Below are 26238 nucleotides of genomic sequence, written 5' to 3'. Positions count from 1 at the left end.
TTGCGATAGGCCAGTCGGGAAGGGCAGCGCAAGCCGCTACTCAGGCGCCATTCAGCCCGCGGCGCAAGCCGCTATTCAGGAGGCGGCGATCGTCGTCCTGTGCAGCAGCCGGTCGTGCCCTTCGTAGCCGCCGGTCGCGGCGTGGAGGAGGGAGCGGTTGTCCCACATCACCAGCATGCCGGGCTGCCAGCGGTGGCGGTAGCGGAACGCCTCCTGCCCCTGCCATTCATAGAGCTCCTGCAGCAGCGGCCAGGCTTCCGCCGCTGCCATGCCTTCGAAGCCGATAATGTAGCCGAGACAGCCGAAGAGGCCGAGGCGGCGGGTCTCGGGATGGGCGCGGACGAAATGGTGCAGCTGCGTTTCCAGCGCCTCCGCTGAAGGGCGGATCGTCATCGAGCGGTCGGCGGCGTCGTGGGTGCCGTAAAGCCCGTCCGGCGCATAGGCGGCGCGGGCGGAATGGATGGCCTGCAACCCCTCGATTCGCTTGCGCAGCCTGTCCGGCATCACCTCCAGGGCGAGATGCTGGTTGGCGAACAGCGTGTCCCCGCCGGTGGGGGGAATGGTGAGGCCGTAGAGGCAGGTGCCGGCCGGCGGGCGGAGCTGGAAGCTCCAGTCGCTGTGCCAGTTCTCGGCGAACAGGGGGGATTTCTCCCCCGCCTTGCGCTCAACGGCGATGATGTGGCGGCGGCCGGGAATGGGGGCGATGAACGGATCCTGCCCGAAGCCGCCGAAATAGAGGGTGAAGCGCTCCAGATCCTCGTCGGAGAGATGCTGGTGCGGGAAGACCAGCACATGATGTTCGAGCCAGGCCTGCCGCAGATCGGCGATGGTGCCGCCCGGCAACGGCCTTGCGAGGTTGAGGCCGGTCACGAACGCGCCGCATGCCTGCCCGCTTGGCTCTATCCGCATAAATGTCCCTCCCCTGCAGACAGGCTTCCGCAACGGGGCGCTTTCGTCAAGCCCGATGCGTTCTACACTCTGCGGCGCGCCATCCAGGCGAAGAGGAGGCCGCCCGCCAGGCCGGACAGGCTCATCGACAGGAAGCCGGCCGCCGTGCGGGCGCCGGCGAGTGGAGAGAAGCCATAGGCCAACTGCATCAGCAGCAGCGCCAGCGCCATCGCCGCCCATCCCGCCAGCGGATAGGCGAAGGGCGCCAGCAGGCCAGCGCGCGGTTTCAGGAAGGCGGCGATGGAAAAGCCGACCGTGAGAGCGACGAGGGTGACGCCGCCCAGCGGCAGCAGCAGGCCGATGAAGTCGCGCAGGATGGTGGTGACGCGCGCCAGCAAGGGGATTTCGACCCCCAGCGCCTTCAGCCCCGCCTGCACGAACAGGCTGTGGGCAAGGCTGGCGAGCGCCGTCGTCAGCAGGGCCGCCGCAAGCAGGGCGAGGATGCGCCGCCACCAGATCTTCATTGCTGCTTCCCCTTTCGCGCCGGTCTTGCGTCCATCGCTTCTTCCGCTGATCGCTTATCCGCGCTAGCCTAACCGGGATTTGCGCAAGGTGGGAGGGATTTCATGCGGCCGAGGCGGATGATGCTGTCGCTGCTTCTGGCGGCCGGCCTGACCGGGGCGGCGGCCCCCCCGGCCCGCGTGCCGGACAGCCAGGTGCCCGTGCGGGTGGAGGTGATGGCGAGCGGGCTCGACCATCCGTGGAGCGTCGCCTTCCTGCCCGGCGGCGGCGTGCTGGTGACCGAGCGCGGCGGCGCCTTGAAGCGGCTGGAGGATGGGAAGCTGTTCAGCGTGTCGGGCGTGCCGCCGGTGCTGAGCGAAGGGCAGGGCGGCCTGTTCGATGTGCTGCCGCATCCGGATTTCCGCAGCAACGGCTTCGTCTTCCTGTCCTACGCGCATGGCACGAAGCGGGCGAACGGCACGCGGGTGGCGCGGGCGAAGCTGGTGGGCAACAGCCTGATCGAGGTGACGCCCATCTACACCGCCGCGCCGCTGAAGCGCGGCGCCGTGCATTTCGGCGGCCGCATGGCCTTCCTGCCGGACGGCACGCTGGCGCTGACGACCGGCGACGGCTTCGATTACCGCGAAAGCGCGCAGAAGCTGGACAACCCGCTGGGCAAGGTGCTGCGGCTGACGGTGGATGGCAAGGTGCCGGCCGGCAACCCCTATGCCGACGATACGGCGGCGCAGCCCGCCATCTGGAGCCGGGGCCACCGCAACCCGCAGGGCCTGGCCTATGATCCGGTGCGGGGGATGCTGTTCCTGCACGAACATGGCCCGCGCGGCGGCGACGAGGTGAATGTGATCCGGCGGGGCGGCAATTACGGCTGGCCGGTGGTGACGCTGGGGATGGACTATAGCGGCGCCAGCATTTCGCCTTTCCGCAACTATCCCGGCATGATCGACCCGCTGGTGAGCTGGGTGCCTTCCATCGCGCCTTCGGGGCTGGCGGTCTATCGCGGCGGCATGTTCCCGGAATGGGAAGGAAGCCTGCTGGTGGGGGCGCTGGTGGACAAGGAATTGCGGGTGGTGAAGCTGACTCCGGCCGGCCGGCCGGCGGGGGAGGAGCGGGTTCTGGACCGCAGCGCGGAGCGGATCCGCGACGTGCGGGTGGCGCCCGACGGCTCCGTCTGGGTGACGACCGACTATCCGGACGGAAAATTGCTTCGCCTGAGCCGGGGCGAGTAACGCCGAAGGCTGGGAACAAAAAGCTGGGAACAACAGGCGGGCAACCTATCTTTGTGCAATGGCGGGCCGCTTTGCTCTTGACCTCGACCATGGTTGAGGAAGTAGCAGCCTGCCGCGGACGGAAAAGCTCAAACCCGCATAGGAGATGTCATGGCTTACGAACTGCCCCCCCTGCCTTACGCCCATGAAGCGCTGGAGCCGATCGTTTCCAAGGAAACGATGACCTATCACCACGACAAGCACCACCAGGCCTATACCGACAATCTGAACAAGGCGCTGGACGCCAACCCCGACCTTGCCGGCAAGTCGCTGGAGCAGATCTTCGCCGAAATCTCCTCGGCGCCGGCCGCCGTGCGCAACAACGGCGGCGGCTTCTGGAACCACATCTTCTTCTGGGATTGCATGAAGCAGGGCGGCAGCGCGCCGTCGGGCAAGCTGGCGAAGGCCATCGACGAGCAGTTCGGCACGCTGGAGATGCTGAAGGACCAGTTCAACAACAAGGGCGCGGGCCAGTTCGGCTCGGGCTGGGCCTGGCTGATCGTGAACGAGGCGGGCAAGCTGCAGGTGATCTCCACCGCCAACCAGGACAACCCCTTGATGGACGTGGTGGAAACGCGCGGCGTGCCGATCCTGACCAACGACGTCTGGGAACATGCCTATTATCTGACCTACCGCAACGACCGCGGCGGCTATCTGAAGGCCTGGTGGGACGTGGTCGACTGGGACATCGCCAACAAGCGCTACGAAGCGGCGCTGGCCGGCTGATATCTGCTTCCGGCCCGCGCGGGCGCGCGCGGGCCGGCCCTTACCTGGGCCGCAGCAGGCGCGGCCCGGCGCCTTCGGCCGCAAGGCGGTCGCCCGGATTGCGCAACGGGCAGTCGGCGAGCGACAGGCAGCCGCAGCCGATGCAGCTTTCCATATCGTCCCGCAGTTGCAGCAGGCTTTCGATCCGCTCGTCGATCATCGCTTTCCAGGCTTCGGTCAGCCTTTGCCAGTCGGCGTTGGAAAGCGCGCGATCGGCCGGGATTTCCCGCAGGAAGGCCTTCACCATCGCCAGCGGGATTCCCGCCCGCTGGGCGATTCGGATCACCGCGACGCGGCGCAGCACCGCGCGCGGGTAGCGGCGCTGGTTTCCCTGCGTGCGCCAGCCTTCGATCAGCCCCTTCCCCTCGTAGAAATGGATGGTGGAAACCGCGACTCCGCTTCGGCGCGCGACATCGCCGACCGTCAGTCCACCGCTCGTCGCAGCCTTCGCCATGCCTGTCTCCCGCTGCCGGTCTTTCTAGCCGCGGCATGGCTTGACCTCAACTATTGTTGAGGTTCTACAAGGCCCGCCAGTTCATGGGTTTCGAAAGGGAAAGGCTGGCAATGCGGCGGATCGATTGGGCGAAATGGCTTGGCTGGGGGCTGGCGGCCTTCTTCCTGTTCGGAGCGGCCAGCAACATCCTCTTTCCCGAGCCGTTCCTGGAGGGTTATGCCCGCTGGGGCTATCCCGCCGGCTTCAACTATGTGACCGGGGCGCTGGAACTGCTCGCGGCGCTGCTGCTTGCGCGCCGTCGGACCAGACTGTTCGGGGTGGCGTTGGCGGCGATGGTGATGGCGGCCGCCGCGCTGACCTTGCTGCGCCATGGCGAGCTGCAGCACGCCGTGGCGCCCATCACCCTGCTGCTGCTGCTGGCCGTCACCTGGCTGCTGACGGACCGGCGGGCTACAGAATAGCCAGCGTCCGCGCGATCCGGGAGCCTTTGGCGGCGCGCTTCAGGCCATTCGAATTCCAGTCGAAATGCGCCTGCCCGTCGGCGGTGACGAGGATCAGCCCGCCATTGCCGCCGAAGCTGGCCACCCGCTCCAGCATGGCGCGCATGGCCTCCGGCGGGGCGGCCTCGCCGTAGCGGATGCGGGCGGACACGTCGCCGGCGCCGCCGGCCAGGATGAAATGCTCGCCGATGCCGGTGCAGCTTGCGGCGACATGCCGGTCGGCCCAGCAGCCGGCGCCGAGGATCGGCGTGTCGCCGACGCGGCCCGGGCGCTTGCCGAAGACGCCGCCGGTGGAGGTGGCGGCCGCCAGTCGGCCCTGCCGGTCCAGCGCGGCGGCGCCCACCGTGCCATGGCCGAGGCCGTCGCCGGCGGGGCGCATCTCCTCGGCGGTGACGCCGATGGCGAGGCGGTAGTAATCGGGGTCGCCGCCGATCGCTGGCAGGCCGATCTCGCGGGCGAAGGCGGTGGCGCCTTCGCCGCAGAGCAGCACATGCGGCGTCCGCTCCATCACCGCGCGGGCGGCGGCCACCGGGCTTTGCACATCCTGTAGTGCCGCCACTGCGCCGCCCCGGCCGCTGGCGCCGCAGATGATCGAGGCGTCGAACTCGACGACGCCGGCGCGGTTCGGGGCGGAGCCGCGCCCGGCGGTGTAGAGGCCGGAGGCTTCCAGTTCGCCGACCGCCCATTCCACCGTGTTGAAGGCGCTTTCCCCCGAGGCGAGGCGGGCTTCGCCCTCGTCGACCAGCCGGCCGAGATGCGCTTCCACCTCCGCATAGTCGCGGCCGGGGGTGACGCCGGCGCCGCCGTGCAGCGCGATGGTCCAGGAATCGGAGAGGTTCGCCATGGTTGCGCAATAGAGGAGAATAGCCGGTGCCGGAACAGCCCGCGCTCAGCGCTCCGGCCACCAGTCCTGCCGCCAGCCGGCGATGTCCGGCACGGGATTGCCGCGCGAGTCGCGGGCGGGCTCGTAGCGGAAGCGTTCCTCGATCAGCCGGCAGGTGATTCGGTCGCGCTCGGCGTGGCCGCTGGAGCCGACGACACGGCAGTTGCGCGCCCGCCCGTCGGCGCCGACTTCGAAATGCGCGGTGGTGCTGCCGCCCGTTTCCTGAAGGCTGCGGGTGCGGGGGAAATCCGCGCGGACGATGTTGCCGGCGATGCGCCGCGCGCGGGTGCCGCCTCCGCCGCCGGTGGCGGCCCCGGCCTTGCCGAGGCCGGAGCCGATCCCGGCGCCGCCCGCCGCGCTGCCGCCGAGGTCGCGGGCGGCGGCGCCCGACAGCGCGTCCGGGCCTTCCGCCGGCGCGGGCGGCGTGGGGACTGGCTCGGGCGGCGGAACCACGACTTCGGGCTTCGGCGCGGCGATCGGGCTGGGTTTCGCCTTCGGCGCTTCAGGCGCGGACTGGCCCTCCGGCTCGGGCGGAGCCTCTGGCAGAGGGGGCGGGGGAGGGGGCGGCTCCCTTATGTCCAGCAGGATCATCGCGTCTTCGGCAAGGGGCGGCTGGATCGCCATCGGGCGCAGCAGGAACCAGAAGGCGAGCGCGTGCGCGCCCAGCACCAGCGCCAGAGCAATGGCCCTGCGGCGGCGGGGGTGCGGGCGGCTTTTGCTGCGCAGCATGAGGGTGGTCTAGCAGCCTAGAACCAGGCGCGCACGCCCAGCACGAAGGCCGTGCCGGAAGCGCTTTCCCCTGCCGCCCGCGCGAAGTCGGCGGTGCGGCCGAAGCGGCTTTCGTGGACCACGCCCAGATAGGGGGCGAATTCGCGCGCGATCTCGTAGCGCAGGCGAAGCCCGGCTTCGCCGCGGACCAGACCCGAGCCGATGGCGAGTTCGGGGATGTCCTGCGCCGACAGTTCCAGTTCCAGCTTCGGTTGCAGGATCAGCCGCTGGGTCAGGCGCAGATCATATTCGGCCGAGGCGGTCGCCCGCAGTTCGCCCTTGGTGGAAAGCTGCAGATAGCCGTCCACCTCGAACCAATAGGGGGCAAGGCCGGAAATGCCGGCGACGATATGGGTGCGTTGCGGCTGCGGCCGCACATCGTGGCGGACGCCGGCCTGCAGGTTGAAATAGGGGTCGATCGCGCGGCTGTAGAGGGCGGTCAGCTTCAGATCGTGCAGGCCGCCGCCGAATTCGCCCTCGGCATCGGCCTTCACCACCAATCGGTTCATGTCTCCGCCGAACCAGCCGTCGGCTTCCACCAGCCAGCTTTCCGCGCCGTCGGCGAAGCGCACTTCGGCGAGGTCGATCAATATCCGGGAGAATTGCCCGCCGCCATGCTCGGCGTAGACGGCGGCGCGCACCGGCTCCATCGCCGCCTTGCCCCAGATGCGGTCGGCCTGGTCGGCCGGAACCGGGGCCGGGGGCGGGGCGTCGCCGGCCGGCGCCTGCGCCGTGCAGAAGCCCATCGCCTCCTCGTCGGGCGTGCAGCTTTGTCCGGCGGCGGGGGCGGCGGCGAGGAGGGCGGCGGTCAGAAGCGCGGCGCGCATCAGGCCGTCTCTTCCGGCGGGCGGACGGTGATGACCTGCATCATCCCGCCGTGCATATGGTAGAGCATGTGGCAGTGGAAGGCCCAGTCGCCCGGCGCGTCGGCGGTGAAATCGAAGGTGGCGGTGCCGCCGGGCTGCACATTCACCGTATGCTTGCGCGGCGCATGCGCGCCCTGGCCGGTCTGCAGCTCGAAGAAATGGCCGTGCAGGTGGATGGGGTGGCTCATCATCGTGTCGTTGACGAGGGTGATGCGGACCCGCTCCCCCTCGCGGAAGGGGATGGGGTGCTTCACCTCGTTCAGCTTCACCCCGTCGAACGCCCACATATAGCGTTCCATATTGCCGGTCAGATGGATTCGCATGGCGCGGGACGGCGCGCGGATGTCGGGGTTCGGCTCGGCGGCGACGAGGTCGCGGTAGGTCAGCACCCGGTGGCCGACGTCGGCAAGGCCGAGGCCGGGCTCGCCCATCCGGTCCACCGGCATGGGGGAGATGGACTGGACGGTCGGCGTCTTCGCGACGCCCGGCGCCACGGAAAAATCCCGCATGCCGTGGCGCATGGGCTCGCCCTTTGTGCAATGGCCCATCGCCTCATGCTCGGGCGTGCAGGCGGCGCCATGGTCCATGCCGCCCATCCCCATGTCGGCCATGGTGAGGAGCGGGCGCTTCCGGAGCGGCGGCACGTCCGCGCGCATGCCCGGCGCGGGGGCGAGCGTCGCCACCGCCATCCCCGAACGGTCGACGCTTTCGGCGACCAGTGTGTAGGCGCGGTCCTGCTTCGGCTCGACGATCAGGTCATAGGTCTCGGCGATGGCGATCTGCAGCTCGTCCACCTCGACCGGGCGCACGTCCAGCCCGTCCGCCTGCACCACTTTCAGCGGCAGGCCGGGGATGCGGACGTTGAAATTGGTCATGGCCGAGGCGTTGACCAGGCGCAGCCGCACCCGCTCGCCGGGCTGGAACAGCGCCGTCCAATTGTCCTTCGGGCCGTGGCCGTTCACGAGATAGCGGTAGGTCTCCCCCGTCACGTCGGCGAGGTCGGTCGGGTCCATCCGCATCCGGCCCCATTCCAGCCGCTCGGCGCTTTTCATCGCCTCGCCGTCGGTCGCGGTCAGTTTCTGGCGGTTGTAGTAGCCGCCCATCTGCTTCAGCTTGCGGAAGATCAGATGCGGGTGGACGAAGCTGTAGTCGGAGAGGACGACGACATGCTCCCGGTCGTAAGGCGCGCGTTCCGGGCCCGCCGGGTCGATCAGCAGCGGGCCGTAGTGGCCCATCTGCTCCTGCAGGCCGGAGTGGCTGTGATACCAGTAGGTGCCCGCCTGCCGGATGGGGAATTCGTAGGTGAAGGTCTCGCCCGGGCGGATTCCGGGGAAGCTGACTCCGGGGACGCCGTCCATATGGAAGGGCAGGATCAGCCCGTGCCAGTGGATGGAGCTGTCCTCCGCCAGCGCGTTTTCCACATGCAGGCGGACATTCTGCCCTTCCTTCAGCCGGATGAGCGGGCCGGGCACGGTGCCGTTGAGGCCGATCGCATGGCCGGTGCGGCCGTCGATGCTGATCGGCTGGTGGGCGATCCTCAGGCGGATGTCCTCGCCGGAAACCATGGGCATGTCGCGCGTGAGACCGGGGGAGTGGCCATGCGCCCAGGCGGGAAGCGGCAGCCCCGCCGAGAGCGCGCCGGCGCTTCGCAGCAGGGTGCGCCGGTTCAAAAGCATGTGCATCGCCAGTCTCCGGCCATGCGGCCCGCATGGCCGCGCTTGCCTTCGGGCTGCCACCGGCCCAGACATTTTGTCAAATCCACGCACGGGTCGCGGTGGGATAGCGGGTTGAAGCCATGACAGAGCATCATCAAGGCGGTTGCTGCGCGGCGGCGGGCGGGAACGGCGTGAAAGACCCGGTCTGCGGCATGACCGTGGACCCGGCGAAGTCCCCGCACCACGCGGCCCATGCCGGGCAGGACTATCATTTCTGCAGCGCAGGTTGCCGGACGAAATTCCTAGCCGATCCGGCGCAGTATCTTGGCCCCCGAAAAGAAGCGCCGCCAGCCGATCCGGGGGCCATCTACACCTGCCCCATGCATCCCGAGATACGGCAGGTAGGGCCGGGAAGCTGCCCGATCTGCGGCATGGCGCTGGAGCCGGAGGTGTTTTCGCCGGACGACGGGCCGAACCCGGAACTGCTGGACATGACGCGGCGCTTCCGGATCGCGCTGGTGCTGACGCTGCCGGTGTTTCTGCTGGAGATGGGCGGGCATCTCTTCGATTTCACCCATATCATTGGCGGGCGCCTGTCCGGCTGGATCCAGTTCGTTTTGGCGACCCCCGTGGTGCTGTGGGCCGGCTGGCCCTTCTTCGAGCGGGGCTGGGCTTCGCTTCGAAGCCGGCATCTCAACATGTTCACGCTGATCGCCATGGGGGTGGGGGTGGCCTATGGCTACAGCCTTGTCGCGCTGCTGGCGCCGGGCATCTTCCCGCCGGAGTTCCGCCATCACGACGGCTCGGTGCCGGTCTATTTCGAGGCGGCGGCGGTCATCACCACCCTCGTGCTGCTGGGGCAGGTGCTGGAACTGCGCGCGCGCGAGCAGACCTCGGGCGCGATCAAGGCGCTGATGGACCTGGCGCCGAAGACGGCGCGGCGCGTGCGGACCGACGGGGCGGACGAGGAAGTGACGCTGGACGCGATCGGCGTCGGCGACCGGTTGCGGGTGAGGCCGGGGGAAAAGGTGCCGGTGGACGGCGAACTGCTGGAAGGCCGGGTCGCCATCGACGAATCGCTGGTGACGGGCGAATCCATGCCGGTCACCAAGGAAGTGGGCGACAAGGTGATCGCCGGCTCGCTGAACCGCACCGGCTCCTTCGTGATGCGGGCGGAGAAGGTGGGCGCCGACACGCTGCTGGCGCGGATCGTGCAGATGGTGGCGCAGGCGCAGCGCAGCCGCGCGCCGATCCAGCGGCTGGCCGACCGGGTGGCCGGCTGGTTCGTGCCGGCGGTGATCGTTGTCGCGCTGCTGGCGGCGCTGGTCTGGGCGCTGGCGGGGCCGGAGCCGCGCTTCGGCTATGCGCTGCTGGCCGGAGTCTCGGTGCTGATCATCGCCTGCCCCTGCGCGCTGGGATTGGCGACTCCGATGTCGATCATGGTCGGGGTCGGCCGGGGGGCGCAGGCGGGCGTGCTGATCCGCGACGCCGAGGCGCTGGAGCGGTTCGAGAAGATCGACACCCTGATCGTCGACAAGACCGGAACGCTGACCGAAGGCCGGCCGGCGGTGACCCTGGTGCAGCCGCTGTCGGGCTTTGAGGAGGCGGAGTTGTTGCGGCTGGCGGCCAGCGTCGAGCGGGCGAGCGAGCATCCGCTGGGCGAGGCGGTGGTGCGCGCGGCGCAGGCGCGCGGACTGGCGCTGACGGAGGTGGCGGATTTCGATTCCCCCGTCGGGCGCGGGGTGATGGGCGTCGTCGAGGGGCGCCGGCTGCTGCTGGGCGGGCCGCGGCTGATGGCGGACGAGGGGGTGGACATCTCTGGCCTGAACGACCGGGCGGATGCGCTGCGGCAGGAGGGCGGCACCGCCATCTTCGTGGTGGTGGATGGGCGGCTGGCCGGGCTGATCGGGATCACCGACCCGGTGAAGGCCGACAGCGCGGAGGCCATCGCGGCGCTGCAGGCGGACGGCGTGCGGGTGGTGATGATGACCGGCGACAACCGCGTGACGGCGGATGCGGTCGCCGCGAAGCTGGGCATCACCGAGGTGGAGGCCGAGGTGCTGCCCGAGGACAAGGCGGCCGTGGTGCAGAAGCTGCGCGCGGAGGGGCGTTCGGTGGCGATGGCGGGCGACGGGGTGAACGACGCCCCGGCGCTGGCGGCGGCCGAAGTGGGGGTCGCGATGGGCGCGGGCGCGGATGTGGCGATCGAAAGCGCCGGGGTGACGCTGCTGAAGGGCGATCTGGGCGGGCTGGTGCGGGCGCGCAAACTGTCCCATGCGGTGATGCGCAACATCCGGCAGAACCTCGTCTTCGCCTTCGCCTATAATGTCGCGGGCATCCCGATTGCCGCTGGTCTGCTCTACCCCTTCACCGGGCTGCTGCTGTCGCCGGCGATCGCGGCGCTGGCGATGGCGCTGTCGTCCGTCAGCGTCATCGGCAATGCGCTGCGGCTCCGGCTGGTGAAGCTCTGACAACTATTTCGCCGCGGCCCGTGAAGCGGGGCGGAGGGCGGCCGTAAACCCATCCGGCATCGAGGATGATCGGATGAGTGAACGGATTTTGGCGGAAAGGCCGCTGGGCCTCTGGCGCGAGATGGCGCCGGCGCTGGCGCTGCTGGCGCTGGGTCTGACCGGGCTGGCGGCGGCCTATCTGACGCCGGGTGGCAGTGGCGGGCAATATGCCGTGGTGGCGCCACCCTGGTATGGACCGGGCCGCACCTTCGATCTTGTGGCGGCGGCCGGCGGGCGCATCGCCTACGCCGGCGGCCCGGGCAATCTCGTCGTCGCCTGGTCGGACGAGCCGGGCTTTGCCGGCCGGCTCTACGGCGCCGGCGCCTGGCTGGTGGTCGATCCGATGCGGCTGCGCGGTTGCCGTGGCGAGGGCCGGGCATGACCGACGAACTGGAAAGGGTGCGCGAGCGGTTCGGGCGCTTCCTGCTGCTGCTGTTCTGGGCGCATGTGCCGCTGCTGGCGCTGGTGGCGCATTGGGTCGGGCGGCCGGTCGGCGGCGTGGCGCTGGCCGGCGTGGCGCTGGCGGGCGCCTACCATCTCGTCTGGTGGCGGCACGGCACGGCGCCGGTTACCCGCCATGTCTCCGCCGTGGCGCTGATGGGGGAGCCGGCGCTGCTGGTGTTCCTGCTGTCCGGCCGGGCGTGGCAGATGGACATGCACATGTATTTCTTCGCCACGCTGGCGCTGACCATCGCCTGGTGCGACCGGCGGCCGGTGCTGCTGGCGGCGGCGGCGGTCGCGCTGCACCATCTGCTGCTGGACTATTTCCTGCCCGAAGCGGTGTTCCCCGGCGGCGGCGATCCGGCGCGGGTTCTGCTGCACGCCGCCATCGTCGCCTTCCAGACGGCGGTTCTGGTGTGGCTGAGCGACCGGCTGGTGGAAAGCTTCGGCCGCATCGGCGCGATGGGCAATGAGATACTGGCGCAGAATGTGGCGCTGGAGGCGCGCACGCGCGAGGCGGAGGAGGCCACCCGCGCCAAGAGCCTGTTCCTGGCGAACATGAGCCATGAGATCCGCACGCCGATGAACGCGATCCTGGGCTTCGCGCATCTGGCGCTGAAGACCGAACTCGACCCCCGGCAGCGGGATTATGTGCGCAAGATCGACGGCGCCGGCAACGCGCTGCTGCGGCTGATCAACGACATATTGGATTTCTCCAAGAACGAGGCGGGCAAGCTGCTGCTGGAGGAGCGGCCATTCCCGCTGCGCGCCTCGCTGGCGAACCAGTTGCAACTGGCGGCGGTGGGCGCCGAGGCGAAGGGCGTGGCCGTCTGTCTGGAAGTGGACGCCGCCGTGCCGGAGCGGATTGTGGGCGACGAGCTTCGCTTCGGGCAGGTGGTCGCCAATCTGGTGAGCAACGCGGTGAAGTTCACCGAAAACGGCTCGGTGAAGGTGGGCGTGGGCCTTGCCGCCCGCGACGGCGACGAGCTGACGTTGCGCGTTTCCGTGCGCGACAGCGGCATCGGCCTGACCGAGGCGCAGCGGGAACGGCTGTTCCATTGCTTCACCCAGGCCGACAATTCGACGACTCGGCGCTTCGGCGGCACCGGGCTGGGGCTGGCCATCTGCCGGCAGATCGTCGAGCAGATGGGCGGCGAGATCGCGGTGGAGAGCGAGCCGGGGCTAGGCAGTTGCTTCACCTTCACCATGGTGATGCGGGTGGCGGCCGAGGCGGATGCGGCGCAGGCGGAATTGCCGGCCGCCGGGATCATGGCGCTCAAGGTGCTGATCGCCGACGACAACGCCGCCTCGCGCGAGATATTGCGCGACATTTTCGCCGGCTGGCGGATGCCGGTGGAACTGGTGGCTTCCGGCGCGGAGGCGCTGGCGGCGCTGGAGGCCGCCGCCGCCGAAGGCCGGCCCTATGATCTGGCGCTTCTGGACTGGAAGATGCCGGGCCTTTCCGGGATCGAGACGGTGCGCGCCATGCGCGGGAATGCGCGGCTGACGAAGCCGCCGGTGGTGCTGCTGGTGACAGCCTATGGCCATGCGGAGTGCCGGGCGGAGGCGGAGGCAGCCGATGTCGCCGCCTTCCTGGTGAAGCCGGTGGACCCGTCGCTGCTGCTGAAAACCATCGCCGGCCTGTTCGCGGCCGAGGCTCCGGCCGGGCCGGAAGCGGATGCGGCCGATCTGCCGGCGGAACTGCACGGTCTCACCGTGCTTCTGGTGGAGGATAATGACATCAACCGCGAGATCGCGACCGAACTGCTGACCGGCGCCGGGCTGAAGGTGGAAAGCGCGGAAAACGGCCGCATCGCCTGCGAGCGGATGGCGGCGAACGGCGCGGATTTCGCCGGCATATTGATGGATGTGCAGATGCCGGAAATGGACGGGATCGAGGCGACGCGGCGAATCCGCCTCGACTGGCCGAAGGGCGGCATCCCCATCATCGCCATGACGGCGCACGCCTATGAATCGGAAAAGCAGCGCTGCCTGGAGGCCGGGATGGACGCGCATCTGCCGAAGCCGGTAGACCCGGCTGCTCTGGTCCGCACGCTGGGGCACTGGCTGAAGCCGCGCGGTGGGACGGTGCAAGCCGCAACCCGGATCGTGGAGGCAGCGGACGAGCTGCCAGACGCTCTGCCGCCGTTCGACATCGCCGCCGCGCTGAAGCGGGTGAACGGGCGGCGGCCGCTTTTGCGCCGGCTGATCGGCCAGTTCGCAAGCGGCTTCGGCGACGCGGTGCCGCGCCTGCGCGCGCATTTGGAAGCCGGCGAGATGGCCGAGGCGCGGCGGCTGGCGCACACGCTGAAGGGCGTGGCGGCTTCGCTGGAAGCCACCGATGTCGCCGCCGCCGCCGCGCGGGTGGAGGCGGCGATCGCCGGCGGCGCGTCGGAAACGCTGGAGCCGGGCCTCGCCGAACTGGAGCGCGCGCTTGCCCCGGCGCTGGCGGCTGCGGCTTCGCTGGCGCCGCGCGAGGCGGAGATGGCCGCATGAACCCCCGCCCGCTGATCCTGGTGGTGGACGACGAGCCGATCAACGCCGAGATCATCGGCGCGGCGCTCGACGAGCATTATGAGCTTTGCTTCGCCGCTTGCGGTGAAGAAGCGGTGCAGGTGGCGCGCGGCCGCCTGCCCGACCTGATCCTGCTGGACGTGCTCATGCCGGGGATGGACGGCTATGAAGTCTGCCGGCGGCTGAAGGAGGACCGGCTTCTGGCCGACACGCCGGTGATCTTCACCACCTCGCTCGACGACCAGATGGCGGAGGAGCGCGGGCTGGCGCTGGGCGCGATCGACTATGTGACGAAGCCGATCCAGCCGGTGACGCTGCGCGCCCGCGTGCGCAACCACATCGAGCTGAAGCAATTGCGCGACCATCTGGCGGAACTGGCGGTGACGGACGCGCTGACCGGGCTTTCCAACCGCCGCCGGCTGGAGCAGGCGCTGGACAGCGAGACCGCGCGGCTGGCGCGCAACGGCGACTGGTTCTCGGTCATCATGGTCGACATCGACTTCTTCAAGCCCTTCAACGACCTCTATGGCCACCCCGCCGGCGACCGCTGCATCGCCATGGTGGCGGCCGCGCTCAACCGCGCGGTCCGCCGCGCCTCCGATCTGGTGGCGCGCTATGGCGGCGAGGAATTCGCCTGCCTGCTGCCCGGAACCACCCCGGACGCGGCGGTGACGGTGGGGCGGGAAATCCAGGCGCAGGTGCGGCAACTGGAGATACCGCACGCGCGGTCCGCCGCCGGGCCATGGGTGACCTTGAGCCTGGGGGTCGCCAGCGCCCGCTGCCTGCCGGGGATGGCGGCGGACCTGTGGGTCCGCAACGCCGACCGGCTGCTTTATCTGGCGAAGGCAAGGGGGCGGAACCGGATCATGGCCGACAGCTTCGGGGTGGAAGCCGGCAAGCCGGCGGCCGGACAGGAGGCGGAGGCAAGGGAGCCCGTCGCCGGGCTCGGGGGCTGACGCCGCCGCAAGCGATCAGGCGGGCGCGGAGGCAGGGATGGGGGCCGGGACGGGGGCCGGTTGCGCGAACGCCTGCACGACCGCCGCGCCGAGCAGAAAGCCGAGAGTGACGGCAAGGGCGAATGTCCGCATCAGCCACGTCCTTCCTGCCGAAAATCCCCCCGGCGCCACGGCGCCGGGGGAAGAAGTTTGGCCCTTTACGAGCAGAAAGGGCCGGGGAGGATCATCCGATCGACGCCTCCACCGCGGCCGGCGCCATGCGGCGCGGCGCGGCGGCCAGGCGGATTTCACTGGTCGTCATGTCCATATTTCCCGGTCGGGGTGGAACGGGATCCTGACGTTGTCGCCTCGGACTGGGTGGGCTTCATGGTCTTCGATGGCGCCGGGCCGGGGTTTCGTCAGGCCGGCCCGTCTTCTTAATTCAACTATATCGATAGAGTTTTTGAAGGCCAGAAAGAAAAACTGTGGGAAGGCCAAGCCATGGTGAGCGCGGCCTATTGCCCCAGCGGCGCCCAGAGAAGGAGGGCGAGCGTCGCCAGGAAGGCCGCCGCGGTCACCGCCTTGTCCAGCCAGTCGATCTCGAAACGGGCGCGCGGCGGCCTGTCCGCGTCGAGGAGCGGCAGCGGCTCCTCCTCATGGCTCTGGCCGGGCGCGCTCATCGGCTGACCACGTCGCCCGAGACGGTCACCCGTTCCAGCACGCGGTCGGCGGGGAAATAATCCCCGACCGCGTAATGCTGGGTGGAGCGGTTGTCCCAGATGGCGATGGCGTTCGGGGTCCAGCTCAGGCGCACCTGATATTCCGGCACCTTGATCCGGTCGAACAGCAGGCGCAGCAACTGCTCGCTTTCCGACGGGTCGATGTCGAGGATGCGGCTGGTGAAGGTGTAGTTGACGTAGAGGATCTTCTCCCCCGTTTCCGGGTGGCGGCGCACCACCGGATGGCGGACAGCGGGGAAGTCGCGGCGAAGCTGCTCGCGCCGTTCCTCGGTCACCCGGCCGCCGAAGCTGCGGACGATGTCATGCTCGGCGTCCAGCGTCTCGATCCGCTCCTTCACCGCGTCGGGCAGGCCGCGCCAGGCGGCGGCGGTGTCGGCGAACAGCGTGTCTCCGCCGACCGGCGGCAGCAGGCGGGCGCGCAGCAGCGAGGCGATGGAGGGCTTCTGCCGGAAGGTCACGTCGGTGTGCCATTTGTTGTAGGCGCGGAAACCCTCGATGGTCTCCGGAGTGGGCTTCACCCCCTCCACGCCGCGGATGCTGAGGATTTCCGGATGCCCCGGCACATGCGGGATGACCGGGTGGCCTTCCAGTTCGCCGAACAGCCGGCCGAGGCGGATATGCGCTTCGTGGCTGATGTCGGTGTCGCGGATCAGCACCACCTTCCAGCGCAGCCAGGCGGCGCGCAGGATTCCCCAATCCTCGGGCGAGAGCGGGTTCTCCAGGTCGAGCCCGCGGATTTCGGCGCCGATTCCGGCGGTGAGCGGGCGGATGGCGATTCCGCGACCGGCGGCGCGGTCGCCCAATTCCTTGAGGTCAAGTTCCTCGGGGCTCAACGGCAGGCTGGCCATGGTCTTTCCTCCTTCGGCTATGGGGGAAAGTTCCGCCTTTCAATTCTCAACCACAAGAAAAGAGAAATGGCCGGCGGGAAAGCTCAGCTTTGCCGCCGGAGGGCGCGAAGTTGCGATCCCGCAACATCATGGTAGCCTTGGGCGGCTAGGCCCCACCCCGAGGCCAAGGAAAGGGAGACGGTTGCGCGGCTGGATACTCTTTCGCGAGGCGCTGGACCCGGCGCGGCCGGAAGTGCCGGAAATCTTCCGTTTCCAGGAAGAGGCCGCCGTGCGCGGGCTGGAGCTGCATGTGCTCGACCCGCACAAGTTCGACCTGGTGGTCGGCGCGCTCGGCAACTGGAGCGTGCGCTACGAGCATCGGGCGCTGGAGCGGCCGGACTTCATCATGGCCAGGACCGGCGCCGAGACGGACTATTTCACCCTCTCCGTGTTGCGGCATTTCGAGCGGCGGGGCGTGCGGCTGGTGAACGGGCCGACGGCCATCGATCTGGTGGCGGACAAGCTGCACACCATGCAGCGGCTGGCGCGGGCCGGCCTGCCGATCCCGCGCACCATCCTCGGCAAATTCCCGATGGAGCCGGACCTCGTCGAGCGGGAGCTGGGCTTTCCGGTGATCGTGAAGACGCTGCGCGGCACGCGCGGCACCGGCGTGCTGAAGTGCGAGGACCGCGACCAGTTCGAGGATCTGGCCGGCCTGCTGTCCACCTCCGACGCGCGGGCGGATTTCCTGTTCCAGCAATATGTGCGCGCCAGCCACGGGCGCGACGTGCGCATCCTGGTGGTGGGCGGCCGGGTGGTGGCGGCGATGGAGCGGCGGTCCTTGCGGGGGGGCTTCAAGTCCAACGTGTCGCTCGGTGGCGTAGGGTTGGCCTTCCAGCCGCCGCCGGAAATGGCGGAGCTGGCGGTGCGCGCGGCGGAAACGCTGCAACTGGACGTGGCCGGGATCGACATCCTGTTCGACGACGACGGCTATCGCATCTGCGAGGCCAATTCCGCGCCCGGCTTCCAGGGGCTGGAGCGCGCCTGCCAGGTGGATGTGCCGGCGGTGGTGCTGGACTGGATCGAGGCCAGCCAGGAACGGGCGATGGAGAAGCTGGCCGACCGGCAGGGGGATGCGCTGGTGGACCTGGTGTTCGGCGGCCCTTCGGCGCTGCGCTCGCTCGGCGACCGCAGCACGACGATGCCGCGCTACGCCGGCGCCATGGGGGTGCGGCTGGTGGCGGCCGGGATCGTCTGCCTTGTCTCCGCGCTGATGCCCAAGGCGCTTTCCAGCCGCGCCGGGCTGATGCGCGAGCGGCTGGAGGCGGTGCGCGAAGGGCGGCTGGACGCGCTGGTCTTCCAGGACGACAGCGAGCAGGAGGCGACCCTGCTGACGGTGCTGGCGGTTTCCCTCTGGGCGGCGGTGCTGCCCTGGCTGGCGGGGGCGAGCGCGCCCATCGCCGGGGCGATCTCGGTTCTGGCCATGGCCTTCCCGCTGGCGCTGCTGATGACCGGCGAGCGGGGCGGCCGCCGTCGGCCGGACTCCGCCACGGGCTCGAAGGGATGATCGATTTCGCCGCCATCCCCTGGGCGGACATCCTGCCGTTCATCCTGATCGGCTTCGGCGCACAGCTTGTGGACGGGGCGCTGGGCATGGCCTTCGGTGTGCTTTCCAACTCGCTGCTGTTGCTGCTGGGGCTGCCGCCGGCGGCAGCCTCGGCGGCGGTGCACACGGCGGAGACCTTCACCAGCGGCGCGTCGGGCATCAGCCACGCCTTGCAGCGCAATGTGGACTGGCGGCTGTTCCGGCGGCTGGTGATTCCGGGAATCCTCGGCGGGCTGACCGGCGCCTGGGTGCTGACCAGCCTCGACGGCTCGGTGCTGCGGCCGATCGTGCTCGTCTATCTGGGCGCCATCGGCCTCTATCTGGTGTGGCGCGCGGCGCGGCGGCCGCAGACCTATCGCCGCATCCGCTTCGTCGCGCCGCTGGGCCTGGTCGCGGGCACGCTGGACGGGGCGGGCGGCGGCGGCTGGGGGCCGCTGGCGACCGGCAACCTGCTGGCGCAGGGCGCCAGCCCGCGCATGGTGATCGGCACCGTCAACGCCGCCGAATTCTTCGTGACGGTGACGATCGCCGCCGCGCTCATCGGCAAGCTGGGGCTGCAATCCTTCACGCTGGCGGCGTCGGGGCTGATCCTGGGCGGCCTGGCGGCGGCGCCGCTGGGGGCGCTGCTCGCCCGCCATGTCCCGGCGCGGCCGCTGATGATCGCCGTCGGCGTGCTGCTGGCGCTGGCCAGCCTCTACGGCCTGCTGGCGCTGATGTTCGAGCCGGTGCCGGCCTTCCCGCGCTTCTGAGCCTCATATCCTGAGATGCAACCCCCGCCTGTCCATGGCGACGACGGGAATGGCGACGAGGGCGAGGAACAGCCCGCATGTCGCCAGCGTCGCGGCCCCTGGCGGCAGCAGGCGGTAGGGAAAGCTCAAGCTGTCCCAATGCAGCAGCGGCGACGCCAGCGCGTGCAGCACATAGGCGGCGATGGCGTTGCGGCCGAAGATGGCCGCGAGGTTGCGGCAGGGGCCGGGATCGAAGCGGGCGTGGAGCAGCGCCGCCGCCAGCAGGGTGAGGCCGCTGGAAAGCAGCACGAAGCTTGCCGTCCACAGCGCCTTCACGANCCCCGGCGCCCGCGAGCGCCCGCGCGGCGCCGGGGCGGCGCAGCCGTTCGGCCGCGAGCGTGCCGATCAGCACCTGCGCCAGCGCCGGCAAGGTGCCGGCCAGCCCCTCCGGATCGAAGCCGAGCGGCCCCTTCACATAGATGAAGGGGGCCAGCAGGGCGCGGTCCAGCCAGCTTGCGAAGCTCTGGCCCGGCGCCCAGAGGTCGGTCGGGGTGCCGTCCGGCGAGGGCAGCAGCAACAGCCCCCAATGGCCGAGCAGCAGCGCCGCGATCAGGGCGAGCCGGGGGCGCGGCGGGCAATGCGGCAGGATCAGCGCCGCCAGCGCATAGACGATGGCGATGCGTTGCAGCACGCCGGGCAGGCGCGGCGTCTGCGACCAGTCGGCCAGCCAGTGGAAATTGCTGAGGACAAGGCCCAGCAGCAGCAAGCGCAGCCCCCGGCCGAAAACCGCCGGTGTGGAGGGGCGCGGCGCCAGCGTCAGCGACATGCCGACGATGGTGAGGAAGGCGGGGAACATCAGGTCGGCCAGGCGGAATCCGGCCCATTCGGCGTGCAGCAGGGCGGGCGACACTTCATGGCTTCCGGAGAGCCCGGCGGCGGCGTTCACCAGGATCATGCCCATCACCGCCAGCCCGCGCAGCATGTCCACCGACGGGGTGCGCGGCGGTTTCATCGCGGCTGCTTCAGATGGCAAGGCGCGCCGCTTCCGGCCCCAGGATCAGGTGCAGCACGGCCGGCGCCGGCCGGGCGATGGCGCGCACTCCGGCCGCGACGAGCGCTGCCTCGTCCACTTTCGCCGGATCGGCCAGTTCCACCCGCAGGCGGCTGGAGGCGGCGTGGTGGGCCACAAGATTGCCGCGCCCGCCCAGCGCCAGCAGCAGCGGTTCGGCGCTGACCGTTCCGGCCGGAGCCTCCTCGGCCGGGGCGGCACCGGCGGGCGCTTGCGCCGATGCGCCGGCGGCGGCGCGCATTTCGCTCGCCACCAGATCCGCCATCGGCCCCAGCACCACCTGCAAGGCGCGCGAGCCGGGGCGGACGATGCCTTTCGCGCCAAGCGCCTTCAGCGCCGCCTCGTCCGCCTTCGCCGGGTCGGCCAGCACCAGCCGCAGCCGCGTGGTGCAGGCGTCGATGGAGACAAGGTTGCCGGCCCCGCCCAGCGCCGCCACATAGGCCGCGCCGCGCTCGCCCGCGGCGACGGCGACGGTGCCGGCCGCCTCCGGCTCGCGGCCGGGCGTCTTCAGGTCGAAGCGGCGGATCGCGAAGCGGAACAGGGCATAGTAGAAAGCGAAGAAGCCCAGCCCCACCGGGATCAGCAGCAGCGGCCGTGTCGCCTTGCCATAGTTCAGCACATAATCGAACAGGCCGGCGGAAAAGCCGAAGCCCAGCCGCACGCCCAGCCAGTCCATCAGCGCCATCGAAAGGCCGGTGAGCAGCGCGTGAAGGGCATAGAGCGCCGGCGCCAGGAACATGAAGCTGAACTCGATCGGCTCGGTCACCCCGGTCAGGAAGGAGGTGAGCGCCATGGACAGCAGCATGCCGCCGACCGCCTTGCGCCGCTCCGGCAGGGCGGAGCGGTAGATGGCGAGGCAGGCGCCCGGAAGCCCGAACATCATCACCGGGAAGAAGCCCGACATGAAAGCGCCGGCCGAAGGGTCCCCGGCGAAGAAGCGCCTGAGGTCTCCGGTGGCGCCCTGAAAGTCGCCCAGCAGGAACCAGACGACGTTGTTCAGGATATGGTGCAGCCCGGTGACGATCAGCAGCCGGTTGAGCGCGCCATAGGCAAAGAGGCCGAAGCTGCCGGATTCCGCCACCGCATGGCTCAGATGGTCCATCCCGGCCGAGACCGCGGCGTTGGCCAGCCCGAAGACCAGCGCCACCGCCAGCCCGGCGAGGCCGGAGAGGATCGGCACGAAGCGCCGGCCGCCGAAGAAGGACAGATAGTCGGGCAGGCGGATGGCCGAGAAGCGGTTGTAGAACCAGCCCGCCAGCAGGCCAGAAATCAGCCCGATGGGCACGCTGACCTTGGCGACCGCCTGCGCGGCCTGTTCCGGGGCGATCAGCGCCTGCATCCCCTGCGTCGCCACCAGGAAGCCCAGCGCACCGGCCAGCCCGGCGGCGCCATGATTGTCCCGCGCGAGGCCGACGCCGACGCCGATGGCGAAGATCAGGCCCAGATGGTCGAAAATGGCCGCGCCGGCCGCCGCCATGAAGGGAATGTCGAACAGGTCCGGCTGGCCGAGGCGCAGCAGCAGCGCCGCCACCGGCAGCACGGCGATGGGCAGCATCAGCGCCCGCCCCAGCGGCTGCAAGGCTTCCATCAGCTTCTTCATGCGCGCGCCTCCGGGTTCGGGGAAAGCAGGCGGCGCGCCGCCGCCGCGTCGGGGGCCTGCAACGCCCGGGCGGCGAGCGCCCGGCATTCCGCCAGCGAGAGGCCGCGCACCAGCGCCTTGGTTTCGGCGACAGCGGCCGGCGGCACGGACAATTCGCGAAGCCCGAGGCCGATGAGGATCGGCACCGCCTCCGCCTCGGCCGCGAGCGAGCCGCAAAGCCCGACCCAGCGGCCGGCGGCGCCTGCGCCTTCCACGGTCAGCGCCATCAGCTTCAGCACCGCCGGGTGGAGGCCGTCCAGCGAGGCGGCGACGGCGGGGTTGGTGCGGTCGGCGGCGAGGGCATATTGGGTGAGGTCGTTGCTGCCGATGGAGAAGAAATCCGCCTCCGCCGCCAACTGCCGCGCCATCAGCGCCGCGGCCGGAGTTTCCACCATGATCCCGAGCGGCGGCGGCGCGCGCCCGATCTCTTTGGCGAGACGGTTGAGCGTCGCCCGTGCTTCCGACAGTTCGTGGAGGTGCGCCACCATCGGCAGCATCACCCGGATCGGCGCATCGACCGCCAGAAGCGCGCGGAACTGGCTTTCCAGCAGCCCGGGCCGCGCCAGTTGCAGGCGGATGCCGCGCAGGCCCAGCGCCGGGTTGGCTTCCGCCCGCAGGTCCAGCCAGGGGGCCGGCTTGTCGGCGCCGATGTCCAGCGTGCGCACGATCAGCGGCTTGCCGGCAAGGGCGTCGGCGATCGCCTGCACGGCGTGGCGCTGCTCTTCCTCCGCCGGCGCGTCGGCGCGGTCGAGGAAAAGGAATTCGGTTCGGAGCAGGCCGCAGCCTTCGGCCTGCTGCAAGGCGGCGGCGCGGGCGTCCGCCAGCGAGCCGATGTTGGCGAAAAGCTCGATCGCCTCCCCGTCCAGCGTGACGGTGGGGAGATGCGCCTGCGCGAGCGCGGCGGCGCGGCGTGCGGCGCGCTTTTCCGCCTCGGCCCCGGCTTTGGCCAACCTTTCGGCCGAAGGAGCGGTTTCCAGCCGGCCGGAATCGGCGTCCAGCAGCAGCGGCCGGCCATCGGGAATGGCCCCCAGCGGGCCAAGCGCGCAAAGCATCGGCAGGCCGAGGCTCTGGGCGATGATCGCAGTGTGGGAGGTGGGCCCACCCTCGGCGCAGGCGATTCCGCCGAGCCCGGCTTCCGCCAGCGCCATCAGTTCCGAAGGGCCGGGGTCGTCGGCCAGCAGGATGGCGCCGGGCGGCGGAGCTTCGGCGGCGGGCACGCCGCCCGCCAGCGACGAGAGAATCTGCCGCTCAACATCGCGCAGGTCGGAGACGCGCTCGGCGAAGCGGGCCGAGGCGCCGGCCAGTTGCGCGGCGAAGGAATCGGTGGCGCGGCGCCAGCCGATCCCGGCGCTGGCGCCGCCGGCGATCGCTTGCGCGGCGGCCTTCAGCAGCGCCGGATCGTGCAGAAAGCCGAGATGGGCGGCGGCGATTTCGGCGGCGGGGCCTTCACCGGCCGCGCGGGCGCGCAGCCCGTCGGCGACACGGGCGCGGGCCTCGTCGAGCAGGGCCTGTTCGCTGGCGGCATCGGCCGCCTTTTCGTTCACCGGGATCTCGGCGCGGCGCAACTGAAAGGCAGGGCCGATGGCCCGGCCGGGCGCGGCGCGGATGCCGTTCAGCACGGCTTCCAGCGGCCGCTCGGGGTGGATTGCCGTCTCTGTGGCGACGGGGCGATGCTCGCCCATGCCGCTTTCGAGGAGGGTCGCTATCGCCTCTGCGGCGGCTTCCGCCTCCGGGCCGGACGCCTGCACCTCGATCTGCGCGCCGTGCGGCAGCGCCAGCGCCAGCAAGGCGACGGGGCTTTCCGCCGGGGCGGAGCGCTCTCCGCTGCCGATGCGGACGGAGGCGCGGAAGCGCCCGGCCTCCTGCGCGATCCGCGCCGCCGGGCGGGCGTGCAGGCCGTGCGCCAGCGGCAGCCGCAATTCGCGCGCGACAGCGGGCGTTGCCACGGCTTCTTGCGAAACGGCGGCGCCGGTGGCTTCCAGCCGCAGGAGCGGCGCGCCGGCCGCCAGCAGCCCGGACGCCCGCTCGACGATGCGGAAAGCCGCCCCATTGGTGACGAGGATGGGCGTGGCGAGGCTGCGCGCTTCCCGCGCCAGCAGGTCTAGGTCGAAGCGCAGCAGCGGCTGCCCGGCGGCGACGCGGGCGCCTTGCGCCACCAGCGGCTCGAAGCCGCGCCCTTTCAGTGCCACCGTCTCCAGCCCCACATGCAGCAGCAGCAGGGGGCCGCTGTCGCAGGCGAGCGTGATGGCGTGGTGGGCCGGGTGCAGGCTTTCGATGCGGCCGTCGGCCGGCGCCAGCAGCAGCCCCTCGGTCGGGTCGATCTGCACGCCGTCGCCCAGCATCGCGTCGGCGAACACCGGGTCGGGCAGTTCGGAAAGCGGCGCTGCCCAGCCGGTCAGCGGGCTTTGGATTTCGATCATTTCAACTCCAGCCGCTCGATCATCCAGAGCGGGTCGGCGGCCTTCTGGGTGAAGCGCAGGCAGAGGTCGGCGGTGGGGCCGGGCAGCGCTTCGATCGCGCCTTCCAGCCGGGTCAGCCCTCTGGTCGCGACGGCTGGGGCAAGCGGCAGGCTGGCGAGAAGCCGGCCTTCGCAATCGCCCAGCCGGATTTCCAGCTCGCCCGCAGGCGTCTTCGGTGCCGCGAATGTCACGTTGCGCATGTCGTCGCCCAGCGAGAAATTATAGGGGACGGAGCCGACGGTCGCCGCCACCCGCGCCATTCCGCCGACCGGCGCCTGCCGCCACATCCAGCAGGTCTGCATGATGTCGCCCCACAGAATGCGGCGTTCGCCATCGGTCTCGCCGTCATCCTCCAGCCTGAGCGGCAGCTTGTTCGAGCACAGTTCCATGTCGGCGACATGGCGGTTGCGCAGCGTCGCCGCATTCACCTCGAAGCGGGATTCCGGGCCGGCCGGCTCGCTGCCGAGGAAGGCGCGGGCGCGCACTTCAGTGGCGCGGTCCAGCCGGATCGGCCCGGCCACCGGCGCGGAATCGGGCGTGACCGGGCTCCCATCCAGCGTGTGCCGCAGCGTGCCGATCTCCGCCGGCTGGCTCAGCTCCACGGTGAAGGCGCGCCCGTCGGTCGAAAGCGCCGCCAGCGGCGCGAGTGGCGTTTCGTTGAAGCCATGGCCGAGCGCCTTGTCCCGCTGCATCCGGGCCAGCAGGCGCGGGCCGAATTCCGCCCAGTCGCCGGCCGGCGGCGACCAGCCCAGTTCGGCGACCACCAGCGCGCGGGGCCAGATCATCCGCTGGCGATAGCCGGGGGTGCGGGCGTGCTCGGTCCACATATTGGCTTGCAGGCCGAGGATGTGGCGGCGCTGTTCCGGGGTAAGCTGCGCCGGCGCCGGATCGAAGCCGTGGAGGCGCTTCCACGTCACGATCTCGCCGCGCCCCGGCGGCTCGTGCGCCGACGCGCTTTGCCGATGGTCGAGATAGAGGATGGGGGCAGGGGACAGCACCGTGTCGTGGCCGCTGCGGGCGGCGGTGATGGCGCCGTCGATCCCGCGCCACGACATGACGATGGCGTCGGCCGGCACTCCGCCGTCGAGAATCTCGTCCCAGCCGATCATCCGCCGTCCATGCGCTTCGACATAGGCACCGACGCGGGCCATGTACCAGCCTTGCAGAGCCGTCTCGTCCTTCAGGCCCAGCGCCTTGATCCGCGCCTGCGCCCGGGGGTCGGCCTTCCACTGGTCCTTCACCGCCTCGTCGCCGCCCATATGGATATAGGGGCCGGGGAACAGCGCCACCAGCTCGTCCACCACATCCTTCAGCAGGGCGAAGCTTGCGTCTTCGGTGTTGAAGAGGTTGGGCAATATCCCCCAATAGGCGGACGGCTCGGTCGGCGGGGTCGGGGTGGAGGCGAGCTTCGGCAGCGCCGCGATCGCCGCCGTCGCATGGCCGGGCACATCCACTTCCGGCACGATCGTCACATGGTGCGCGGCGGCGGTGGCGATGATGTCGCGGATGTCCTCGCGGCTGTAATGGCCGCAATAGCGCACCGGCTGCCCCTGGGCGTCCGTGCCGGCGGCGCCGGCCGGGCGGCGGCAGCCGCCGATCGAGGTCAGTTCGGGGTGCTTGGCTATCGGCAGGCGCCAGCCCTGGTCGTCCGTCAGGTGCCAGTGCAGCCGGTTCAGCTTGGCCTGCCCCATGCGCACGATCAGCGCCTGTATTTCCTCGGGCGGCTGGAAGTGGCGGGCGCTGTCGATCATCAGCCCGCGCCACCCGAACTCGGGCTTGTCGTCGATCACCAGGGCGGGGATGCGGCCGCCCTGCAGCAACTGCCACAGCGTCATGCCGCCATAGTAAAGCCCGGCGTCGGTCGAGGCGCGGACTTCGACGCGCTCCGGCGTCACCGTCAGCCGATAGCCTTCGGGCGCCGAGACGGCAGGATCGCGCAGGAAGCGGATGCGGCCGGTGGAATGGAAGCTGAGGCGCGGCCCGCCCGACTGCTCCACCAGCGCGATGAAGCGCGAGGCGGCCTCGCGGCTGCCGTCGTCGACCACGGCGACCCGCTCGTCGGCCGAGGGCCGGAAAAAACCCTCCCCCATCTGCATGGAGGAGGGCTGAGGGAGAAGTTTCGGCGTCGCCTCCGCCTCCGCCGCGCGAACGGCGAAGGCGACCAGGAACGACAGCAGAAGAAAGGCGAAACGCATGGAACCTGC

Annotated in this window: 22 protein-coding genes and 1 pseudogene; 9 read left to right on the top strand and 14 right to left on the bottom strand. The window is 70.4% G+C overall.

Going from position 1 to position 26238, the window contains the following annotated elements; translation table 11 throughout:
* Positions 1 to 75 precede the first annotated feature (75 nt).
* Positions 76 to 909 carry a TauD/TfdA dioxygenase family protein gene (locus L6Q21_RS14140; protein ID WP_237831420.1) on the bottom strand — a complete coding sequence of 278 codons (834 nt, stop codon included), beginning with the start codon at positions 907 to 909 and terminating at the stop codon, positions 76 to 78.
* Positions 910 to 971: 62 nt separating this feature from the next.
* Positions 972 to 1412: a hypothetical protein gene (locus tag L6Q21_RS14135; protein WP_237831419.1), complete on the bottom strand. Its 441-nt coding sequence runs from the start codon at positions 1410 to 1412 to the stop codon at positions 972 to 974.
* Between the two features lie 102 nt (positions 1413 to 1514).
* On the opposite strand from L6Q21_RS14135, the gene L6Q21_RS14130 reads away from it, so the two are divergent.
* Together L6Q21_RS14130 and L6Q21_RS14125 are read left to right on the top strand one after the other, a co-directional pair.
* Positions 1515 to 2636 (top strand): PQQ-dependent sugar dehydrogenase, encoded by a 1122-nt coding sequence (locus L6Q21_RS14130; protein ID WP_237831418.1) that lies wholly within the window; start codon positions 1515 to 1517, stop codon positions 2634 to 2636.
* A gap of 150 nt (positions 2637 to 2786) precedes the next feature.
* Positions 2787 to 3401, top strand: coding sequence for a superoxide dismutase (locus L6Q21_RS14125; RefSeq protein ID WP_237831417.1), 615 nt, complete (start codon positions 2787 to 2789; stop codon positions 3399 to 3401).
* A 40-nt stretch (positions 3402 to 3441) separates the two neighbouring features.
* Here L6Q21_RS14125 and soxR read toward each other — a convergent pair whose 3' ends face one another.
* On the bottom strand, positions 3442 to 3894 hold the full coding sequence (soxR, locus tag L6Q21_RS14120) for a redox-sensitive transcriptional activator SoxR (RefSeq protein WP_237831416.1): 453 nt from the start codon (positions 3892 to 3894) through the stop codon (positions 3442 to 3444).
* A 56-nt stretch (positions 3895 to 3950) separates the two neighbouring features.
* Here soxR and L6Q21_RS14115 point away from each other — a divergent pair, with 56 nt between their 5' ends.
* A complete protein-coding gene (locus tag L6Q21_RS14115) occupies positions 3951 to 4355 on the top strand; it encodes a DoxX family protein (RefSeq protein ID WP_237831415.1) in 405 nt (134 codons plus the stop codon).
* Here L6Q21_RS14115 and L6Q21_RS14110 read toward each other — a convergent pair.
* The 4 genes from L6Q21_RS14110 to L6Q21_RS14095 are packed head-to-tail and all read right to left on the bottom strand — an operon-like array spanning position 4345 to position 8593.
* Positions 4345 to 5238, bottom strand: coding sequence for an isoaspartyl peptidase/L-asparaginase family protein (locus L6Q21_RS14110; protein WP_237831414.1), 894 nt, complete (start codon positions 5236 to 5238; stop codon positions 4345 to 4347). The genes L6Q21_RS14115 and L6Q21_RS14110 overlap by 11 nt on opposite strands.
* Before the next feature lie 45 nt (positions 5239 to 5283).
* Positions 5284 to 6006, bottom strand: coding sequence for an energy transducer TonB (locus L6Q21_RS14105; protein WP_237831413.1), 723 nt, complete (start codon positions 6004 to 6006; stop codon positions 5284 to 5286).
* A gap of 17 nt (positions 6007 to 6023) precedes the next feature.
* Positions 6024 to 6872: a copper resistance protein B gene (locus L6Q21_RS14100; protein WP_237831412.1), complete on the bottom strand. Its 849-nt coding sequence runs from the start codon at positions 6870 to 6872 to the stop codon at positions 6024 to 6026.
* A complete protein-coding gene (locus tag L6Q21_RS14095; RefSeq protein WP_237831411.1) occupies positions 6872 to 8593 on the bottom strand; it encodes a copper resistance system multicopper oxidase in 1722 nt (573 codons plus the stop codon). The genes L6Q21_RS14100 and L6Q21_RS14095 overlap by 1 nt, the downstream gene beginning before the upstream one ends.
* Positions 8594 to 8706: 113 nt before the next feature.
* Between L6Q21_RS14095 and L6Q21_RS14090 the strand changes: the two genes are divergently transcribed.
* The 4 genes from L6Q21_RS14090 (at position 8707) to L6Q21_RS14075 (ending at position 14987) form a co-directional block, all read left to right on the top strand.
* Positions 8707 to 11037: a heavy metal translocating P-type ATPase gene (locus tag L6Q21_RS14090; protein ID WP_237831410.1), complete on the top strand. Its 2331-nt coding sequence runs from the start codon at positions 8707 to 8709 to the stop codon at positions 11035 to 11037.
* Between the two features lie 73 nt (positions 11038 to 11110).
* Positions 11111 to 11458, top strand: coding sequence for a hypothetical protein (locus tag L6Q21_RS14085; RefSeq protein ID WP_237831409.1), 348 nt, complete (start codon positions 11111 to 11113; stop codon positions 11456 to 11458).
* Positions 11455 to 14013 (top strand): response regulator, encoded by a 2559-nt coding sequence (locus tag L6Q21_RS14080; RefSeq protein ID WP_237831408.1) that lies wholly within the window; start codon positions 11455 to 11457, stop codon positions 14011 to 14013. Before L6Q21_RS14085 ends, L6Q21_RS14080 begins: the two co-directional genes overlap by 4 nt.
* Entirely contained in the window at positions 14010 to 14987 is a 978-nt protein-coding gene (locus L6Q21_RS14075; RefSeq protein WP_237831407.1) for a diguanylate cyclase, read from the top strand. The genes L6Q21_RS14080 and L6Q21_RS14075 overlap by 4 nt, the downstream gene beginning before the upstream one ends.
* A 494-nt stretch (positions 14988 to 15481) precedes the next feature.
* Here the strand turns inward: L6Q21_RS14075 and L6Q21_RS14070 are convergent, their stop codons facing one another.
* Positions 15482 to 15646, bottom strand: a complete 165-nt coding sequence (locus L6Q21_RS14070) for a hypothetical protein (RefSeq protein ID WP_237831406.1) — start codon at positions 15644 to 15646, stop codon at positions 15482 to 15484.
* Positions 15643 to 16554: a TauD/TfdA dioxygenase family protein gene (locus L6Q21_RS14065; RefSeq protein WP_237831405.1), complete on the bottom strand. Its 912-nt coding sequence runs from the start codon at positions 16552 to 16554 to the stop codon at positions 15643 to 15645. Before L6Q21_RS14065 ends, L6Q21_RS14070 begins: the two co-directional genes overlap by 4 nt.
* 181 nt (positions 16555 to 16735) lie before the next feature.
* Here L6Q21_RS14065 and L6Q21_RS14060 point away from each other — a divergent pair, with 181 nt between their 5' ends.
* Positions 16736 to 18100, top strand: coding sequence for an ATP-grasp domain-containing protein (locus L6Q21_RS14060; protein WP_237831404.1), 1365 nt, complete (start codon positions 16736 to 16738; stop codon positions 18098 to 18100).
* Complete coding sequence (locus L6Q21_RS14055) at positions 18097 to 18888, top strand: sulfite exporter TauE/SafE family protein (RefSeq protein WP_237831403.1); 792 nt, start codon at positions 18097 to 18099, stop codon at positions 18886 to 18888. The genes L6Q21_RS14060 and L6Q21_RS14055 overlap by 4 nt, the downstream gene beginning before the upstream one ends.
* A 3-nt stretch (positions 18889 to 18891) precedes the next feature.
* Here the strand turns inward: L6Q21_RS14055 and L6Q21_RS14050 are convergent, their stop codons facing one another.
* The 5 genes and pseudogenes from L6Q21_RS14050 to L6Q21_RS14035 form a co-directional block, all read right to left on the bottom strand.
* Positions 18892 to 19203, bottom strand: a complete 312-nt coding sequence (locus L6Q21_RS14050) for a hypothetical protein (protein ID WP_237831402.1) — start codon at positions 19201 to 19203, stop codon at positions 18892 to 18894.
* Between the two features lie 247 nt (positions 19204 to 19450).
* A pseudogene (locus L6Q21_RS18255) lies at positions 19451 to 19879 on the bottom strand (heparan-alpha-glucosaminide N-acetyltransferase domain-containing protein); the annotation flags it as partial.
* A gap of 10 nt (positions 19880 to 19889) precedes the next feature.
* Positions 19890 to 21536 carry an N-acetylglucosamine-specific PTS transporter subunit IIBC gene (gene nagE, locus L6Q21_RS14045; protein ID WP_237831401.1) on the bottom strand — a complete coding sequence of 549 codons (1647 nt, stop codon included), beginning with the start codon at positions 21534 to 21536 and terminating at the stop codon, positions 19890 to 19892.
* A complete protein-coding gene (ptsP, locus tag L6Q21_RS14040) occupies positions 21533 to 23995 on the bottom strand; it encodes a phosphoenolpyruvate--protein phosphotransferase (RefSeq protein WP_237831400.1) in 2463 nt (820 codons plus the stop codon). The genes nagE and ptsP overlap by 4 nt, the downstream gene beginning before the upstream one ends.
* A complete protein-coding gene (locus L6Q21_RS14035; RefSeq protein WP_237831399.1) occupies positions 23992 to 26229 on the bottom strand; it encodes a beta-N-acetylhexosaminidase in 2238 nt (745 codons plus the stop codon). Before L6Q21_RS14035 ends, ptsP begins: the two co-directional genes overlap by 4 nt.
* Positions 26230 to 26238 lie beyond the last annotated feature (9 nt).

The sequence above is a fragment of the Sandaracinobacteroides sayramensis genome, assembly GCF_022014495.1.
Classification (GTDB): domain Bacteria; phylum Pseudomonadota; class Alphaproteobacteria; order Sphingomonadales; family Sphingomonadaceae; genus Sandaracinobacteroides; species Sandaracinobacteroides sayramense.
Note: the sequence above shows the minus strand (reverse complement) of the source record. Positions and strands in the feature narration are given on the sequence as shown.